Genomic DNA, 15,421 nt, shown 5'->3' on the forward strand with positions numbered 1-15,421 from the left:
CCGGCGGACGCGCACCGCCGATGGAACAGTGAACGACACAGTGCGCGCCATTGCTGGCGCAGTGCACAACAAACCGGCGTATACTGCCGCTCCGATTCGCTTCATGGCTTGTTGATGGAATCCGCTACCGCGCTCATCGATTTGCAAGCTTCGCGCGACCCTACCCGACTGCGCGAAATCCCGTACAACTACACCTCGCTGTCCGACCGCGAAATCGTCATCCGGTTGCTGGGCGCCCCGATGTGGGACCTGCTGGTCAGCCTGCGCAGCGAACGCATGACCGGCCGCTCGGCCCGCATGCTGTACGAAGTGCTGGGCGACATGTGGGTGGTCCAGCGCAATCCGTATCTCGAGGATGACCTGCTGGACAACCCGAAGCGCCAGGCCGCACTGGTCGGTGCGCTGCAGCATCGGCTGCGCGAGGTTGACCTGCGTCGTCGCCCCGGGCTGGACCCGGCGGCCCGCGATCGCGACCGCAAGGTCGAGGAACTGGTCGAAGCCACTCGCGCCGCCATCCTCGATTTCGACGCCCGTTTCGAGGACACCCGTCGCCTGCGCAGCCGCATCCGCCGCGTGCTCGGCCGCCATACCCGCGACGCCAATATCGCGTTTGACGGTCTGGCCCGGGTTGCCCACGTGACCGACGCCACCGACTGGCGGGTCGAATACCCGATGGTGGTGCTCTATCCGGACACCGAGGACGAGATCGCGCCGCTGGTGCGGGGCTGCATCGAACTCGGTCTCACCATCATCCCGCGCGGCGGTGGCACCGGCTACACCGGGTCCGCGGTGCCGCTGTCGGCGAAATCCGCGGTCATCAACACCGAAAAACTGATCGACCTCGGGCCGGTCGAGCCCATGGTGCTGCCCGGCCTGTCCGAACCCTACGCCACGATACGGACCGGTGCCGGCGTGGTCACCCGCCGGGTGATGGACGCCGCCGAGCACGCCGGTCTGGTGTTCGCCTGCGATCCGACTTCGGCCGATGCGTCCTGCGTGGGCGGCAACATCGCCACCAACGCCGGCGGCAAGAAGGCGGTGCTGTGGGGCACCGCGCTCGACAATCTGGCGAGCTGGCGCATGGTGGATGCCGACGGCTGGCCGATGGAAATCACCCGGCTGGACCACAATCTCGGCAAGATCCACGACGCGCCGCGGGTGCGCTTTTCGATCCAGCGCTTCGACGCCGACGGCCGCACGCCGCGCGGCGAAGCGGAAATCCTCGAAGTGCCGGGCGCCACCTTCCGCAAGGTGGGCCTGGGCAAGGACGTGACCGACAAATTCCTTGCCGGCCTGCCCGGCGTGCAGAAGGAAGGCTGCGACGGCCTGATCACCAGCGCGCGCTGGATCCTGCACAAGCTGCCGCCGGTCACCCGCACCGTCTGTCTGGAGTTCTTCGGCCAGGTGCGCGAGGCGGTGCCGGCCATCGTGGACATCAAGAACTACCTCGACGGCCTGCCCAAGACCGGCAGCGCCCGCGTCATGCTGGCCGGCCTCGAGCACCTGGACGAGCGCTATGTGCGCGCGGTCGGCTATGCCACCAAGGCGCGCCGCCATGGCCGGCCCAAGATGGTGCTGATCGGTGACATCGTCGGCGACGACGAAACCGCGGTCATGAACGCGGCTTCGGAAGTGGTGCGCCTGTGCAACCAGCGCAGCGCCGAAGGCTTCATCGCGGTGTCCGCCGAAACCCGCAAGACCTTCTGGCTGGACCGCGCGCGCACCGCCGCCATCGCCCGCCACACCAACGCGTTCAAGATCAACGAGGACGTGGTCATTCCGCTGCCGCGCATGGGCGACTACTGCGACGGCATCGAGCGTATCAACATCGAACTGTCGATCGCCAGCAAGCTCAGGCTGTGCGATGCGCTGGCCGACTTCCTGCGCGGCGAACTGCCGCTGCATGCCGGCGACGCCAATGTCGACGCCGAACAGCTGATCGGCGACCGCCGCGCCCAGGCGCTGCAGCAGGTCGCCGCGGTGCGCGGCCGCTGGCAGTGGGTGCTGGACAATCTGGACATGCCGCTGGAACGCGCCGAACCGGTGCTGATGTCGCTCGGCGTGGACATGGCGCCGCTGGTCAATCGTGCGGCCAGCCCCACGCTGTTCCACCGGCTGCAGGACTATTCGGTACGCGTGTCGTGGAAGCGCGAGCTGAAGCCGCTGCTGGACGAGATTTTCGACGGCACGCTGTTCCGCCCGACCCAGGAGCGCATCGAAACGATACGGAAAGAGGTGCTGCGCGGCCGCGTGTTCGTCGCGCTGCACATGCATGCCGGTGACGGCAATGTGCACACCAACATTCCGGTCAATTCCGACAACTACGGCATGCTGCAGGAAGCCAATGCCGCGGTCGCCCGCATCATGGCGCTGGCGCGTTCGCTTGGCGGCGTCATTTCCGGCGAGCACGGCATCGGCATTACCAAGCTCGAATTCCTGACGCCGGAAGAACTGGCGCCCTTCGTCGACTACAAGCAGCGCATCGACCCGGACGGCCACTTCAACGCCGGCAAGCTGCTGCCGGGCGGCGATCTGAGCCGCGCCTACACGCCGTCGTTCTCGCTGCTGGGCACCGAGTCGCTGATCATGGAAATGAGCGACATCGGCGGCATCGCCCATTCGATCAAGGACTGCCTGCGCTGCGGCAAGTGCAAGCCGGTGTGCTCGACCCATGTGCCGCGCGCCAACCTGCTGTACTCGCCGCGCAACAAGATCCTCGCCACCTCGCTGCTGATCGAGGCCTTCCTGTACGAGGAACAGACCCGGCGTGGCGTGTCGCTGCGCCACTTCGACGAATTCGGCGACGTGGCCGACCACTGCACCGTGTGCCACCGCTGCGAGAAGCCCTGTCCGGTGGACATCGACTTCGGCGACGTGTCGATCGCAATGCGCAACGCGCTGCGCAAGCAGGGCAAGCGCAAGTTCAACCCGGGCACCGCCGCGTCGATGGCCTTCCTGAATGCCACCGATCCGGCCACCATCAAGGCGCTGCGCGTGGCCATGATGGGCGTGGGCTACAAGGCGCAGCGGCTCGGCCACAAGGTGGGCAAGGCACTCGGCCTGGTGGATCGCCAGACCAAGGCGCCGCCGCCGACGCTGGGCAAGCCGCCGGTCAAGGCGCAGGTGATCCACTTCATCAACAAGCCCATGCCCGGCAACCTGCCCAAGCGCACCTCGCGCGCGCTGCTGGACATCGAGGACGCCGCGGTGGTGCCGGTCATCCGCAACCCGCAGCGCACCGCGGACGAACAGGAAGCGGTGTTCTACTTCCCGGGCTGCGGCTCGGAACGCCTGTTCTCGCAGGTCGGTCTGGCGACCCAGGCCATGCTCTATCACGTGGGCGCCCAGACCGTGCTGCCGCCGGGCTATCTGTGCTGCGGCTATCCGCAGACCGCGGGCGGCAATGCCGAGAAGGGGCAGGAAATCAGCACCTCGAACCGCGTGCTGTTCCACCGTGTCGCCAACACGCTGAACTACCTCGACATCAAGACCGTGATCGTGTCCTGCGGCACCTGCATGGACCAGCTGCAGCAGTACGAATTCGACAAGATATTCCCCGGCTGCCGGCTGCTCGACATTCACGAATACCTGATGGAAAAGGGCGTCAAGCTGGAAGGCGTGCAGGGCGTGCGCTACATGTATCACGACCCCTGCCACACGCCGATGAAGACGCACGCGCCGCTCAAGGTGGTGAATCAGCTGGTGGCCACCGCAGATGGCAGCAGGATCGCGCTGAACGACCGCTGCTGCGGCGAAAGCGGCACGCTGGCGGTCAGCCGGCCGGACATTTCGACCCAGGTGCGTTTCCGCAAGGAAGAGGAAATGCGCAAGGGGGCGGACGCGCTGCGCGCCGACGGCTTCGGCGGCGACGTGAAAATCCTGACCTCCTGCCCGTCCTGCCTGCAGGGTCTGTCGCGCTACGACAACGACAGCAGCACCCAGGCCGACTACATCGTGGTCGAAATGGCGCGTCACCTGCTCGGCGAGGACTGGGCCGCCCGCTACATCGAACAGGCCAACGCCGGCGGCATCGAGCGCGTACTGCTCTGAGACCCCGCTCAGGCCGGCTCCGCGCTGCGGAGCGCCCTCTGTTTGCCGGCGGCACATCGGCCGCCGGCAGCTGCCCGGCAGCGTCACAAGCGCTGCCGGGCCCCCGCCTCAGCGCCGCCGTGCGGCCGCCGCGCCGTCGCGCAGCTCCTGCATGAAATTCTCCAGCACCCGCTCTTCGGACGAGGCGCCGGGCGCCAGTTCGAGCTTCATCGACTCGCCGCCGGCCATGCGCTGGTCCCGCGCGCACACCATGGTGGCCAGCATGGTGCCGAAGCGCTCGGCCCGGCCTTCCTGCTGCAGGTACCGGTTCTGTACCCGGTAGGCCTCGCGCTCGGAACGCAGCGTGGCATTGCAGTCGTGCTGGTAGAGCGCACCCTTCTGGCGGGCTTCCAGCACATGCACGAATTCATGGACCAGGAAGGAATTGTCAGCCGGATTGTCGAGGTCGAGGTCGGCGCGGACCAGGATCTGCTCGCGGTCGTGGTCGTACAGCGCCACCAGCTTTTCGCACTCGCGCGGCTCGTCCGGACAGGCTTCCTCGACCAGCGCGGCCGGTGCCATCAGCCGCAGCGTCGGCAGATCGGCCAGCGGCACTTCCGGATAGCCGGACAGCGCCGAAGCGACACCCAGCAGATAGGACAGCAGAACGGTATCGGCCATGGCGGCGCTCCGACGCGAATCGATGCGGTTCGGACAGCGCACGCGCGAAACCGTTTCCGCTGACGCTCCGGCACACTGCCGACATGCCCGCAGCCGTCGGGCTGCCGAACTCGGGCACGTCGCCCGTGTCGGAGGGCGCGTGCGATGCAAGAATGCGCCGGTCGCACCGCCCCCGCAAGCCAGCCCGAAACGGAGTCCGCCATGTTTTCGAATTCGTCCGCACTGCGTCTGAGCGCTGCCGCACTCAGCGCCCTCACCGCCCTGGCCGCGCACGCGCTGCCGGCCGATCCTCGTGCACCGGCCGCCCGCCCCGGGCAGCCGCCCACGCTGGCCGGCAGCTGGAGCTGGACCGATCCGCAGCAGTGCAGCGAAACCTATGAGTACGCCGCTGACGGCAGCGGCCGGGTGAGCAGCGGGCAGGAACGCGCCGAAATGGCCTACATCTTCGACCCGGTGCCACTGAAGGACGGTTTCTACCGGCTGGAAGCGACCATCACGCGCGACAACGGCGGCACGGACTGCGCCGGCTCGGCCAGCGATGACACCAACGAGCGCTACACCGTCTATCTGAAATTCCACCCGGACGGCGACCAGCACATCGTGTGCATGGAAGCGGATCTGAAGCACTGCTTCGGTCCGCTGAAAAGAGGTCGCGGCTCCAGCCTCTGAGGCGGGGCCGCATGCTGCAGTGCCGGCGGACGGCGGGCCTTGCGCCGCCTACAATCGGAAGATTCCGTCTTCGGAGCACGCCATGATCCCGCCCTCCTCCGTGCATCGCGCGCTGCTGGTCGGCGCACTGTGTCTGGCCGTCTGGCCCGCCGTCGCGCGGGTCAGTTCCGCCGCGCCGCTTTCGGCGCCGCGCATCGAAGGCCTGTGGCGCTGGACTGACGAATCCCAGTGCGTCGAAAGCTACGAGTACCGCGGGGACGGCAGCGGTCGCGTGGTCAGCGGCGACGAAAGCACCGATGTGAGCTATGTGTTCTCGCCGGTGCCGGTGGCGGACGATTTCTTCGAACTGAACGTGACCATACGGCGCAATTCGGGCGGCAAGGACTGTCTCGGCCAGAACGGCGACGACGCCGGGGAAACCTATCGGGTGTTCGTCTACTTCAGGCAGGGCGGTGACAGCCATCTGGTGTGCTACCGCCCGGACATGAGTCAGTGCTTCGGCCCGCTGCAGCGCCAGCCGCGGTTCTGAAACGATGATCCGCCCGTCCGCGCTGTCGGTTTCCGCTCTGCTCGCCGTCATCGTGCTGACCGCCTGTGCCTGGGGCGGCGGCGGTCCGCCGGACGGACGCTGGCAGATCCGGGAAATCGGCGAACTGAAGGTGCCGGCCGACGTCGACGCCCACATCGAATTCCTGCCTGACGGCCGGCTGGCAGGCCGTGGGGGCTGCAACCGCTACACAGGCAGCTGGGCGCGCGCAGGGCACGAAATGCGCTTCGGTCAGATCGCCGCCACCCGCATGGCCTGCATGGGGCCGGGCATGGTGATCGAAGCCCGGCTGTTCGAACTGCTGGACAAGGTGGTTCGTCAGGACAGGCCCGACGACCGGACACTGTATCTGGTGACCGGTGACGGCCGCCGCATCACCGCGACACGCTGACCGGCGCAGGTTTCAGCGCAGCAGCACCTCGACCCGCGCCAGTTCGTCCGGCGCCGCCAGCAGCTTCACCACCTCGCGCAGATCGGCGCGGTCGATGTAATGCGGGGCGCGGCTGGCCACGATTTCACGGCGCACCACGCCGCCGAAGCCGATCACCGTGGCACCGGCTTCACCAGCTTCGAGATCGGTGATGCCGTCGCCCACCATGACCAGCCGGTCAGCGCCTGCGCCCACACGGCGCGCGATTTCCGCCTTGCCACCGCTGCGCGCGAGCGGCGAGGCGGTATCGAAGCCGGCGTAGTGCCCCGCCTCGTCGAAACGCAGATCGACCGCATGCACGCGCGCATCCGGCACACCGAGGAAGCCGGCGATGGCCAGTACCGCCTGGCGGATGCCGCCGCTCACCACATGCACCTCCCAGCCGAGCGCGGCCAGTGCCGCGACCGCCTGCGAGGCGCCATCGACCCGCGTGTCGATGTAGAGCTGGCCGATGGCGGCCAGCGTGCCGGCGTCCGGCCGGATGAGATCGAGCCGGGCAGCGTAGGCCTCTTCCAGCCTGAGCCGGCCGTCCATCGCGGCGTTGGTCAGCGGCACCACCTGGTCGACCACGCCGGCGCGTTCGGCCAGCACGTCGATGCCTTCTATCGTGGACAGCGTGCTGTCGCAGTCGAACAGGATGACCTGCTTCATGCGTCGGCTCCGGCCTTCACCGTGGCATAGCCCCAGTCCAGCCAGGGGGTCAGCGCGACGACGTCCTCGGTATTGACGGTGGCGCCGCACCAGATGCGCAGGCCCGGCGGCGCATCGCGGTAGGCGGAAATGTCGAAGGCGGCGTTCTCGCGCTCGAGCAGCGCGCACAGCCGCTGCACGATGGCCCAGCGCGCATCCAGCGGCTGCGCCTCGAACCACGGGTCGGTGATCTTCAGGCAGACCGAGGTGTGCGAGCGCACGTCCGCGCGGTCAGCCAGGAAGTCGACCCAGTCAGTCTTCGCCACCCAGCTTTCGAGCACCGCGAAACTGGCCTTGCTGCGCGCGATCAGCGCCGGCAGGCCGCCAAGCGACTCGGCCCAGCGCAGCACGTCGATCTGGTCCTCGACGCAGAGCATCGACGGCGTGTTGATGGTGTTGCCCTCGAACAGGTCTTCGGTGAGCTTGCCCTTGTTCATCAGGCGGAACACCTTGGGAATGGGCCAGGCCGGAGTGTGGCGGTACAGCCGCTCGACCGCGCGCGGGCTGAGCACGATCATGCCGTGCGCCGCCTCGCCGCCCAGCACCTTCTGCCACGACCAGGTGGTCACGTCCAGCTTGTGCCAGGGCAGATCCATCGCGAACGCGGCCGAGGTCGCGTCGCAGATCGACAGGCCGGCGCGGTCATCGGCGATCCAGTCGCCATCCGGCACGCGCACGCCGCCGGAGGTGCCGTTCCAGGTGAACACCACGTCACGGTCCCAGCTCACCGCCGCCAGATCCGGCAGGCTGCCGTAGGACGCGACCACCAGACGCGCGTTCGCCAGCTTCAGCACGGGGCCGACGTCGGTCACCCAGTTGGCGCCGAAGGCTTCCCAGGCCAGACAGTCGACCTCGCGTTCGCCGAGCAGGGTCCACAGCGCCATTTCGACCGCACCGGTATCCGAACCGGGCACGATGGCGATGCGGTAGTCGTCCGGAATGCCCAGCACCTCACGGCTGCGGACGATCACCTCCTTCAGCTTGGCCAGGCCTTCCTTCGCACGGTGGGAACGGCCGATGAAGGCGTCCTTCAGCACGTCCAGCGTCCAGCCCGGGCGCTTCACGCAGGGGCCGGAAGAGAAATACGGGCGGGCCGGACGGATTTCAGGCTTGGCGACGGTCATGGCGCTTTCGGGTCGGACAGGGAAAGCCGGCGAGTATAGCGGCGGTGGCATTGCGGCGCAGCACGACGGCCGCCGCATCTGTGCGGTCCAGTCCGCATCGGCATGAAGGACGGCAGACCGCCGTCCAGGGCGCGCGGCGGCCAGCGACCGCGTGAGAGGCAGGCCAGGGCCCGGAACGCGGTCGGCCCCGGTCCGCGGCGACGTTTCAGTTCACGGCGGCCAGCGGCAGATTGAGCAGCAGATTCTGCGGTTTCATCTGCACCAGACCGGCGTCGTCCATGGCCAGCGCCATCCACACCGGGCGCGCCTCGCCGTCGCGGCGCAGTTCGGCGCGCATGTCCGTCGGATCGTCGAAATCGAGGCGGAACAGCGCGACGATGCGGGCGGTCCGGTCAGGCGCCAGCGCGCCGCCCTCGTACAGCGTGTTGAGCAGATCCATCGCCTCGCGGTCGAGCCCGATATGCCAGGCCCAGCGGTCGTCATGGATGTCCTTCTGCGGCGTGATGCGCACCGTGCAGCCGTAGAAGTGGGCGATGAAGCGCTCCATCACCCGGCACAGCGCATCGAGACCGGGCTGGCCGACATTGAGCGGCAGCACCGCGCGGCGCCCGGCGCGCGCGTACAGTTCGGCCGCGTTGGTCGGGTCCAGCACGTCGAGATCGGCCCGGCGCGGCGCGCCGCCCGCCTGCAGGATGAGGCGGCCGATATTGCCGAAGCCGCCGGTTTCGGCGTAGTCGCCCAGCACCTCGGCGTCCGCCATCAGCACCCGGCCGCCCTGCGGCGTGGCACGCTGGCTGCGGAAGAACAGCTCTGCGGCGCGCCACATCAGCGGATCGTCGCAGTCGTGCAGCAGGCCGTGCAGGATGAGCTCGGTCAGCTGCGGCACGAACACCGGTGCGATGCCGGAAAGCCCGTCGAGGAACAGTTCCAGCCAGGCTGATTCGATGTCCGGCTGGGCCAGCACCCGGTTGCGGAAGGCGACGAAGGCGAACCAGTTGTCGCGCGCGTCCGGATCGCGGATGGCCGCGATCTCGCCGTGCTCGACCACCCGCGCCGGCGACTGATCGAGCGCGGCCACCAGCGCGCGCTCGGCCGGGCAGCTGTCATCGACCAGCGCCAGTTCGGGCCGCGCCAGCCAAGCGCGCAGCAGTTCGTCGGTGACCAGCAGCCGCCCCGCCGGGGTGCGGCGCACCAGCGAATAGGACGACTGCGGCCACCAGCGGTGTGTCATCCGCCGCGCACGAGCAGTTCGCCGCGCCCGCTCACGCCCATGTCGCCCATGTAGCGACGGACGGTGCAGGCGCTGGCATCGAGCGCGCCGAACGGACCGGGCAGGCCCTTCCAGCTCGCGTACAGCAGGCTCAGGAAACCCAGACGGTGGCTGCCACAATCGACCACGCCCGGCAGCATCTGCGCTGGCAGCGCGTTCAGGATGAGGGTGCCGCGCTTCATCAGATAGCCCGGATAGGCGCCCACCTTGCCGGCCACCGCGATGGTGCCGGCAATCATGCGGGCGCCACAGTAGTCGCCGGCATTACCGCTGACCAGGATCTGGCCGCGGCGCATGCGATCGCCCAGACGCTCGCCGGCGTTGCCGCCGACCAGCAGCAGGCCGCCGGCCATGCCTTTCATATCGCCCGGGATCGCCGCACCGGCGAAATCGGCCACGTCGCCGGTCACCTCGATGCGGCCGCGCTTCATGCCGGTGCCGCAGAAGGCGCCCGCACTGCCCTTCACCACGATGTCGCCACCGAGCAGGCCCTGGCCGACGTAGGCGCCGGCATCGCCATCGACCGTCACCCGGCCGGACTTCATGCCGGCACCGATGCGCTCAAGCTTCGAACAGTCGCCACGGAACACCACATCGCTGCTGTCGTCGCCCGACAGCTCGAACAGGTCGTCCACCCGCACCGTGCGCTTGCCGACCGACAGCGTCAGCGCCGCGATGTCGGCCAGCGACAGGCCGGCGAGCGCGGTCGGATTCAGGCTGCCCACGTCCACGCGCTGGGCCGGCGCATTGCGCAGTGCAAGAACCAGAGCACTCATTTCAGAATCTCCCGCAGGTGGTACTGGAACTGGCCGAGCTTGCCGCCGTAGTTGCCAGCGGACAAGCGGCGGATGCCGCCGGCCGCGCCGATCTTGCACACCTCGCGCATGCCCACTTCCATCGCCTTCTTGACCGACGCGTCAGTCAGGCCGTCGATCACGATTTCCAGCACCGCGCCGATGCGCTCGTCCAGTTCCGATTTCGTCGCGCCGCGCAGCGTCGGGCAGAAGGCGTCGTTGGTCGAGGCGGACAGCGCCTTGTACTTGGAACCCACCTTGGAACCGGAACGCACCACGCCGCCCGGGAAAGGCATCACCACGTCGGTCAGCTTGCGCATTTCGCGGATGGCGGCCTCACAGGCCTCCAGTGCCTGCACCTGGGTGTCGGCCAGCACCAGGAAGTTGCCGCCACCCACCGATTTCACCATGCGCGCGGTGTCCTGCACCAGGAATTCGCCGTCCATGACCGGCACCCGCCAGTAGCGCTTGCCGGCGATCTGCTTCGAGGTCTGGAAGCCGTCGCCGAAAAAGCGCAGCGTCTTGCCCAGCGGTACCGGATCGCCCTCTTCCAGGCCAGCGAAGATGGCGCTGGTCGGGCTGGTGAGCACGCACTGGCCCACCCGCCGCTCGATCTGCTTGATCAGTTCCTTGCTCGACACCGCGAACAGCAGCACCGACACACCCGGACGGCCATCCGGCGTTTCGGCCGGCGACAGCACGCGTTCGATGCCCGCCTCGGCGCCACAGGCGATGACAGAGGTCGCGAAACCGGTCATCGCGTTGGCCGAATTGAGCGCCCAGGTTTCGTTGTAGGCGGTGATGATGAGGCGTATGCCCCGCATGCCGAACGCTTCGGCGAAGGTATCGTCGATCGATACACCGTTGATGATCATGGGCTCAGCTCCGCTTGCCGCAGGCGTGGGGAATCAGCTTGGAACCGCCGCCGCATTCGCACAGTTCGTCGTCGCTGATCTTGAAGTTGTTCATACGCACCGAATGAAAGCGGCGGAAGTAGGGTTCGATCTTCTTCTCGATGCCGCGATCGAACTCAGGCTTCACCACGTGGGTGTTGCCGCGCACCACCTTCACCACCTTGCCGTCGCGCACCACCAGTTCGCCGTCCTTGAACACCAGGTCCGGCTTCTCGAACATGCGCTCGCGGTCGGCGTTCTCGGTGTAGACCACAATGTCGGCGGCCGCGCCCGGCGCCAGATGGCCCCGGTCGGTCAGGCCCAGGATGCGGGCCGGCGCGGCGCGGGTCATGATGGCGATCTCGTACAGCGAATACTCGCGCTCCAGCGCGGCCAGATTGCTCATGGCCTTCGCGTCCGGATTGATGGTATCCAGCATCGCGTTGCGGAAGCTGCGGTCGGTCAGCAGCTTGATCAGGTGCGGATAGGTCGTGAACGGCGCGCCGTTCGGGTGATCGGTGGTCAGGAAGATGCGCCACGGATCTTCGACCATCAGGAAGATTTCCAGGCCGATCGCCCACTGCAGCGCATTGACGAAGTTCTGGTCCTTGTACTTGAACGGCACCACGCCGCAGCCGGCTTCCATCTCGATGTCCATCACCGCCGACTTCTTCGGCGACGCGAACGCGGCATTGCGGTACTGCGACATGTTGTCGCCGGAGGCGGTCACGGTCTGGCCGAACAGCACCTGGCCGACGTCGGCACTGACGTTCTTGTGGCGATTGATCGCCTCGGCGATGCGTGCGGCGCCTGACGAGAACTTGCGATCACCCTCGGTACCGTAGCTGTGGAACTGGATGTGGGTCAGGTGGATGGGCCGGCCTTCCGCCGCTTCCATCGTCGCCAGCGTGGTATCGACGTTGCCGGCCACGCCCAGATTGCTCGCGTGCACGTGCAGCGGATGCGGCACGCCCAGCTCATGCACCGCGCGGGTGAGCGTCTGGATGATGCGGCGCGGGGTCACGCCGTAGTAGGCGTTCTGTTCGTCGAGATCGAGCTTGCGCTGGTTGAACTTGAAGGCCGAAATGCCGCCCGGGTTCACCACCTTGATGCCCAGGGTCTGCGTCGAATGCAGGATCCAGGCAACGTAGTCGTTGATGCTCTTCTGATCCTCGTTGGCCACCAGCATGCGCAGCAGGAAATCGTCGCTGCCCAGCATCGCGTAGCCGCCGGTGTCGACGATGGGCGTGTCGCCCATTTCCATGTGCGCCTGACGCGCGTTCATCGGAATGATGGCGGGCTCGAAGCAGGAGGTGTAGCCCATCTCGGCGTAGCGGTAGCCGGCAGCCAGCGTGCCCGGAGCGCAGTAACCGCAGCTCGAACGGGTCACCTCTGTACGCGCGACCGGGTCACCGCGGTGGTCTTCCGGCAGCATTTCGCGGGCGATGTTCACCTTGCCGCCGCCGATGTGGGTGTGCATGTCGATCGCACCCGACATCACCACGCGGCCCGACACGTTGTACTCGGCACTCACCTTGTCGCCGTCGGCCAGCGCCGCGACGATGCGGCCATCCTTGACATAGATGTCGCGCACCTGGTCGTTGATGCCGTTCGCCGGGTCGATCACCCGGCCTCCAGTCAGCTTGATGACGCTCACGCGCTCACCTCCTTCAGTTGTGCGGTGATGGCGGCCGCCACCTTCGCAGCGGACGGCAGGCGGGTGGCGCGCAGCGCGCGCAGCGGCAGTGCCGCACCCTTGTCGCCGCGGAAGAAGTGCCCGACGTGATGCACGCCCGGCGTCGACACCGGGATGAACACCTCGGGCTCGTGCTCCAGTTTCAGCGTGGGCGGCGCGATCACCACCTTGGCCTCCGGCGGCGGCGGGGTCTTGTCGTTCAGCGCGCTGATCCACACCACGGTATCGGTTTCGCCCTGCTCGACCAGACGGGCGGTACCGTTGTGCACCGGGTCATACAGCGGAATGCCGCTGGCAAAGCTGGTACGCATCGGATAGCCGGTCTGCCAGGCGTGCACCATCGAGGCGTTCAGTTCGCCATCGGCACCGCCCAGACCGAGACCGTTAGAGCGGGTCGTCACATTGAGCGCACGCACCGCGCTCATGATGGCGTTGATGTTCAGATCCACCTGCGCCGGCTCGAAATCGCCCGCCATCCACACCAGCACCGAATACTTCGCCGCCCGCAGCGCCTCCACCAGCGCCTGCCAGCGTGCGAGTTCGATGCCCAGCGGCGCGGCTTCGCTCACCGGCTGCTTCGCGAGCAGCGCATTCAGCGTGGACAGCGCTTCCGGCATGCGGGCGCGATCAAAGTCGAACACGTCGGCTGCGCGGCCGTCCGGCGACTGCCCGGCCGCGGTGTTCAGCCCGCCACCCAGATAGACGATGCGGCGCGCCGCCGGTGCCGGCTCGAACATCGCCTCGTCGTTCCAGACATAGCGTTCGAAGAAGCGCGAGGCCTTGCTCACGACGTCGGTGCCCACCAGTACGATCAGATCGGCGCGATTCTTCACCTCGGCCAGCGTGGTGGTCACGTAACCCACGTCCTGCACCACCCGGGTCGAACGCCAGCCGATCTCCGAATACAGATGGTCGACCACGCCGCCCGCGGCGTCGGCCAGTTCCATCACTTCACGCATGCCGCCCACATCCAGCGCCATGCCCGCAAACACCGGCTGCGCCGACGCCTTCACGCGGCGGGCCACCTCGGCACAGGCGGCTTCAAGGCTGGCCGGCTGGCCGCCCACGCGGGCGCTGGCGCCATCGTGCGACACGCCCAGACGCGCGAAGCCGGCCTGCGCCTTGGCACAGCCGCCGCCCACCACCGCGAGCGCTTCGCCGGCGGTGTCCACGCTCAGATCGTCACAGGCCAGTCCGCAGAAAGGACAGGCCACCTCGGTGACGACGGTCGAACTCGCTTCATTCGTCATGAGTCATCCGTTTCATCAGGTTAAATCGAACCCGCAGCCTGTAACGATACAACAAGCCCAAAACCCAGGTAGGACGCGCCTTAGCGCGCCGCACCGCAGCATCCGGAGCGCGCGATCCATCGTGGTCAACCTGTTTCACATGCGTAGCAGCGCGATCCGTAAACGACCGGTGCCTGCAGCCGTCAAGGCCGCCGGCACCGTAGCTGCAAGGCGCTTGCCTGACTGGCGCCGGATTTTGGGATAATCCGCCCCTCTTTACACGACCCAGTCTCCGGATGAACGCTCCGCACGCGACCGCCACCGCCCTGCAAGTCCGGGCACCCGCGCGCCTGCACATGGGTTTCGTGGATCTCGACGGCAGTCTCGGGCGCCGTTTCGGCAGTGTCGGGCTCACGCTCGACGGCCTGTTCACGACGGTGCGGGTCAGCCGGTCCGACACGCTGACGGTCACCGGACCGGACGCCGATCGCGCCCGCCGCTACGCCGCGACCGTGAGCGAACGCTTCGGTCTGCCGCCCGCGCGGATCGACATCACCGGCGCCATTCCTTCGCATTCGGGCCTGGGCTCCGGCACGCAACTTGCTCTCGCCGTCGGGGCAGCGCTGGCCCGTTTCCATGGCGTGACAGTCCGTTCCCGCGATGTCGCCGACCTGCTCGATCGTGGCGCACGTTCGGGCATTGGCATCGGGAGTTTTGACGGCGGCGGCTTCATCGTCGATGGTGGTCGGGGTGCGCTGGACGCGCCGCCGCCCATCGTCGCGCAGATGGCCTTTCCTGACGAATGGCGCCTGGTGCTGATATTCGACCGTGCCGCGCACGGCCTGCACGGCGCTGCCGAGAAGGAGGCCTTCCGGGTGCTGCCGCCCTACCGGCCCGGACTGGCCGACCGGCTGAGCCGCCTGGTGCTGATGCGGGCGCTGCCGGCGCTGGCCGAGCGCGACATCGAACTGTTCGGTGCCGCGATCAACGAACTGCAGCACTGCGTGGGCGACTATTTCGCGCCGGCGCAGGGTGGCCGCTACACCAGCCGACTGGTGAGCGAGGTAGCCGAATTCATGGCCGCACAGGGTGCCGCCTGCATCGGCCAGAGCTCCTGGGGTCCGACCGGTTTCGCGCTGGCCGCCTCGGAGCAGGAGGCGCAGGCCCTGGTGGCGTCGGTACGCGCCCGTTACGGGCAGACCGAAGGGCTGGAACTGATGGTGTGCGCTGCGCGCAACGAAGGCGCGCAGTGGAACGAACTGCCGGGCTGATGCCTCAGGTGCAGGCCGGGAACAAGGAACGGACGCGCGTGCGCATCCGGTGAGGCGTCGAGAAAAGACGTAACAGAGAAGCCAGCCTTCGGGCGGAA

Annotated in this window: 13 protein-coding genes; 5 read left to right on the forward strand and 8 right to left on the reverse strand. The window is 67.7% G+C overall.

What is annotated here, in order from left to right; genetic code table 11:
* Positions 1-114: 114 nt before the first annotated feature.
* A complete protein-coding gene (locus METUNV1_RS07010) occupies positions 115-4,050 on the forward strand; it encodes a DUF3683 domain-containing protein (RefSeq protein ID WP_008060261.1) in 3,936 nt (1,311 codons plus the stop codon).
* A gap of 108 nt (positions 4,051-4,158) precedes the next feature.
* Here the strand turns inward: METUNV1_RS07010 and METUNV1_RS07015 are convergent, their stop codons facing one another.
* On the reverse strand, positions 4,159-4,710 hold the full coding sequence (locus METUNV1_RS07015; protein WP_008060264.1) for a DUF6647 family protein: 552 nt from the start codon (positions 4,708-4,710) through the stop codon (positions 4,159-4,161).
* A gap of 201 nt (positions 4,711-4,911) precedes the next feature.
* On the opposite strand from METUNV1_RS07015, the gene METUNV1_RS07020 reads away from it, so the two are divergent.
* The 3 genes from METUNV1_RS07020 (at position 4,912) to METUNV1_RS07030 (ending at position 6,317) form a co-directional block, all read left to right on the forward strand.
* The gene (locus METUNV1_RS07020; RefSeq protein WP_008060266.1) at positions 4,912-5,379 is read left to right on the forward strand and encodes a hypothetical protein; all 468 of its coding nucleotides are present in this window, start codon (positions 4,912-4,914) and stop codon (positions 5,377-5,379) included.
* Between the two features lie 82 nt (positions 5,380-5,461).
* Entirely contained in the window at positions 5,462-5,908 is a 447-nt protein-coding gene (locus tag METUNV1_RS07025) for a hypothetical protein (RefSeq protein ID WP_008060270.1), read from the forward strand.
* Positions 5,909-5,912: 4 nt separating this feature from the next.
* Positions 5,913-6,317, forward strand: a complete 405-nt coding sequence (locus METUNV1_RS07030; protein WP_008060272.1) for an META domain-containing protein — start codon at positions 5,913-5,915, stop codon at positions 6,315-6,317.
* Positions 6,318-6,329: 12 nt separating this feature from the next.
* Here the strand turns inward: METUNV1_RS07030 and METUNV1_RS07035 are convergent, their stop codons facing one another.
* From METUNV1_RS07035 to METUNV1_RS07065, 7 genes are all read right to left on the reverse strand, one after another.
* Entirely contained in the window at positions 6,330-7,007 is a 678-nt protein-coding gene (locus tag METUNV1_RS07035; protein ID WP_008060274.1) for an HAD-IB family phosphatase, read from the reverse strand.
* Entirely contained in the window at positions 7,004-8,170 is a 1,167-nt protein-coding gene (locus METUNV1_RS07040) for a phosphoserine transaminase (RefSeq protein WP_008060276.1), read from the reverse strand. The genes METUNV1_RS07035 and METUNV1_RS07040 overlap by 4 nt, the downstream gene beginning before the upstream one ends.
* 205 nt (positions 8,171-8,375) lie before the next feature.
* Positions 8,376-9,401: a DUF6352 family protein gene (locus tag METUNV1_RS07045; RefSeq protein WP_008060278.1), complete on the reverse strand. Its 1,026-nt coding sequence runs from the start codon at positions 9,399-9,401 to the stop codon at positions 8,376-8,378.
* Positions 9,398-10,216, reverse strand: a complete 819-nt coding sequence (locus METUNV1_RS07050) for a formylmethanofuran dehydrogenase subunit C (protein WP_008060280.1) — start codon at positions 10,214-10,216, stop codon at positions 9,398-9,400. The genes METUNV1_RS07045 and METUNV1_RS07050 overlap by 4 nt, the downstream gene beginning before the upstream one ends.
* The gene (fhcD, locus tag METUNV1_RS07055; protein WP_008060282.1) at positions 10,213-11,109 is read right to left on the reverse strand and encodes a formylmethanofuran--tetrahydromethanopterin N-formyltransferase; all 897 of its coding nucleotides are present in this window, start codon (positions 11,107-11,109) and stop codon (positions 10,213-10,215) included. Before fhcD ends, METUNV1_RS07050 begins: the two co-directional genes overlap by 4 nt.
* A gap of 4 nt (positions 11,110-11,113) precedes the next feature.
* Positions 11,114-12,784, reverse strand: a complete 1,671-nt coding sequence (locus METUNV1_RS07060) for a formylmethanofuran dehydrogenase subunit A (RefSeq protein ID WP_008060283.1) — start codon at positions 12,782-12,784, stop codon at positions 11,114-11,116.
* The gene (locus METUNV1_RS07065; RefSeq protein ID WP_008060284.1) at positions 12,781-14,073 is read right to left on the reverse strand and encodes a hypothetical protein; all 1,293 of its coding nucleotides are present in this window, start codon (positions 14,071-14,073) and stop codon (positions 12,781-12,783) included. The genes METUNV1_RS07060 and METUNV1_RS07065 overlap by 4 nt, the downstream gene beginning before the upstream one ends.
* A 275-nt stretch (positions 14,074-14,348) precedes the next feature.
* On the opposite strand from METUNV1_RS07065, the gene METUNV1_RS07070 reads away from it, so the two are divergent.
* Complete coding sequence (locus METUNV1_RS07070; protein ID WP_043359290.1) at positions 14,349-15,323, forward strand: beta-ribofuranosylaminobenzene 5'-phosphate synthase family protein; 975 nt, start codon at positions 14,349-14,351, stop codon at positions 15,321-15,323.
* Positions 15,324-15,421: the final 98 nt, after the last annotated feature.

Origin of the sequence: Methyloversatilis universalis FAM5, from assembly GCF_000214035.2 — a bacterium.
Lineage (GTDB): Bacteria > Pseudomonadota > Gammaproteobacteria > Burkholderiales > Rhodocyclaceae > Methyloversatilis > Methyloversatilis universalis.

Bases quoted from the DNA above. Each gene is read 5' to 3' on its own strand.
- METUNV1_RS07010 (WP_008060261.1), top strand. From the start codon at position 115: ATGGAATCCGCTACCGCGCTCATCGATTTGCAAGCTTCGCGCGACCCT.
- METUNV1_RS07015 (WP_008060264.1), bottom strand. From the start codon at position 4,710: ATGGCCGATACCGTTCTGCTGTCCTATCTGCTGGGTGTCGCTTCGGCG.
- METUNV1_RS07020 (WP_008060266.1), top strand. From the start codon at position 4,912: ATGTTTTCGAATTCGTCCGCACTGCGTCTGAGCGCTGCCGCACTCAGC.
- METUNV1_RS07025 (WP_008060270.1), top strand. From the start codon at position 5,462: ATGATCCCGCCCTCCTCCGTGCATCGCGCGCTGCTGGTCGGCGCACTG.
- METUNV1_RS07030 (WP_008060272.1), top strand. From the start codon at position 5,913: ATGATCCGCCCGTCCGCGCTGTCGGTTTCCGCTCTGCTCGCCGTCATC.
- METUNV1_RS07035 (WP_008060274.1), bottom strand. From the start codon at position 7,007: ATGAAGCAGGTCATCCTGTTCGACTGCGACAGCACGCTGTCCACGATA.
- METUNV1_RS07040 (WP_008060276.1), bottom strand. From the start codon at position 8,170: ATGACCGTCGCCAAGCCTGAAATCCGTCCGGCCCGCCCGTATTTCTCT.
- METUNV1_RS07045 (WP_008060278.1), bottom strand. From the start codon at position 9,401: ATGACACACCGCTGGTGGCCGCAGTCGTCCTATTCGCTGGTGCGCCGC.
- METUNV1_RS07050 (WP_008060280.1), bottom strand. From the start codon at position 10,216: ATGAGTGCTCTGGTTCTTGCACTGCGCAATGCGCCGGCCCAGCGCGTG.
- fhcD (WP_008060282.1), bottom strand. From the start codon at position 11,109: ATGATCATCAACGGTGTATCGATCGACGATACCTTCGCCGAAGCGTTC.
- METUNV1_RS07065 (WP_008060284.1), bottom strand. From the start codon at position 14,073: ATGACGAATGAAGCGAGTTCGACCGTCGTCACCGAGGTGGCCTGTCCT.
- METUNV1_RS07070 (WP_043359290.1), top strand. From the start codon at position 14,349: ATGAACGCTCCGCACGCGACCGCCACCGCCCTGCAAGTCCGGGCACCC.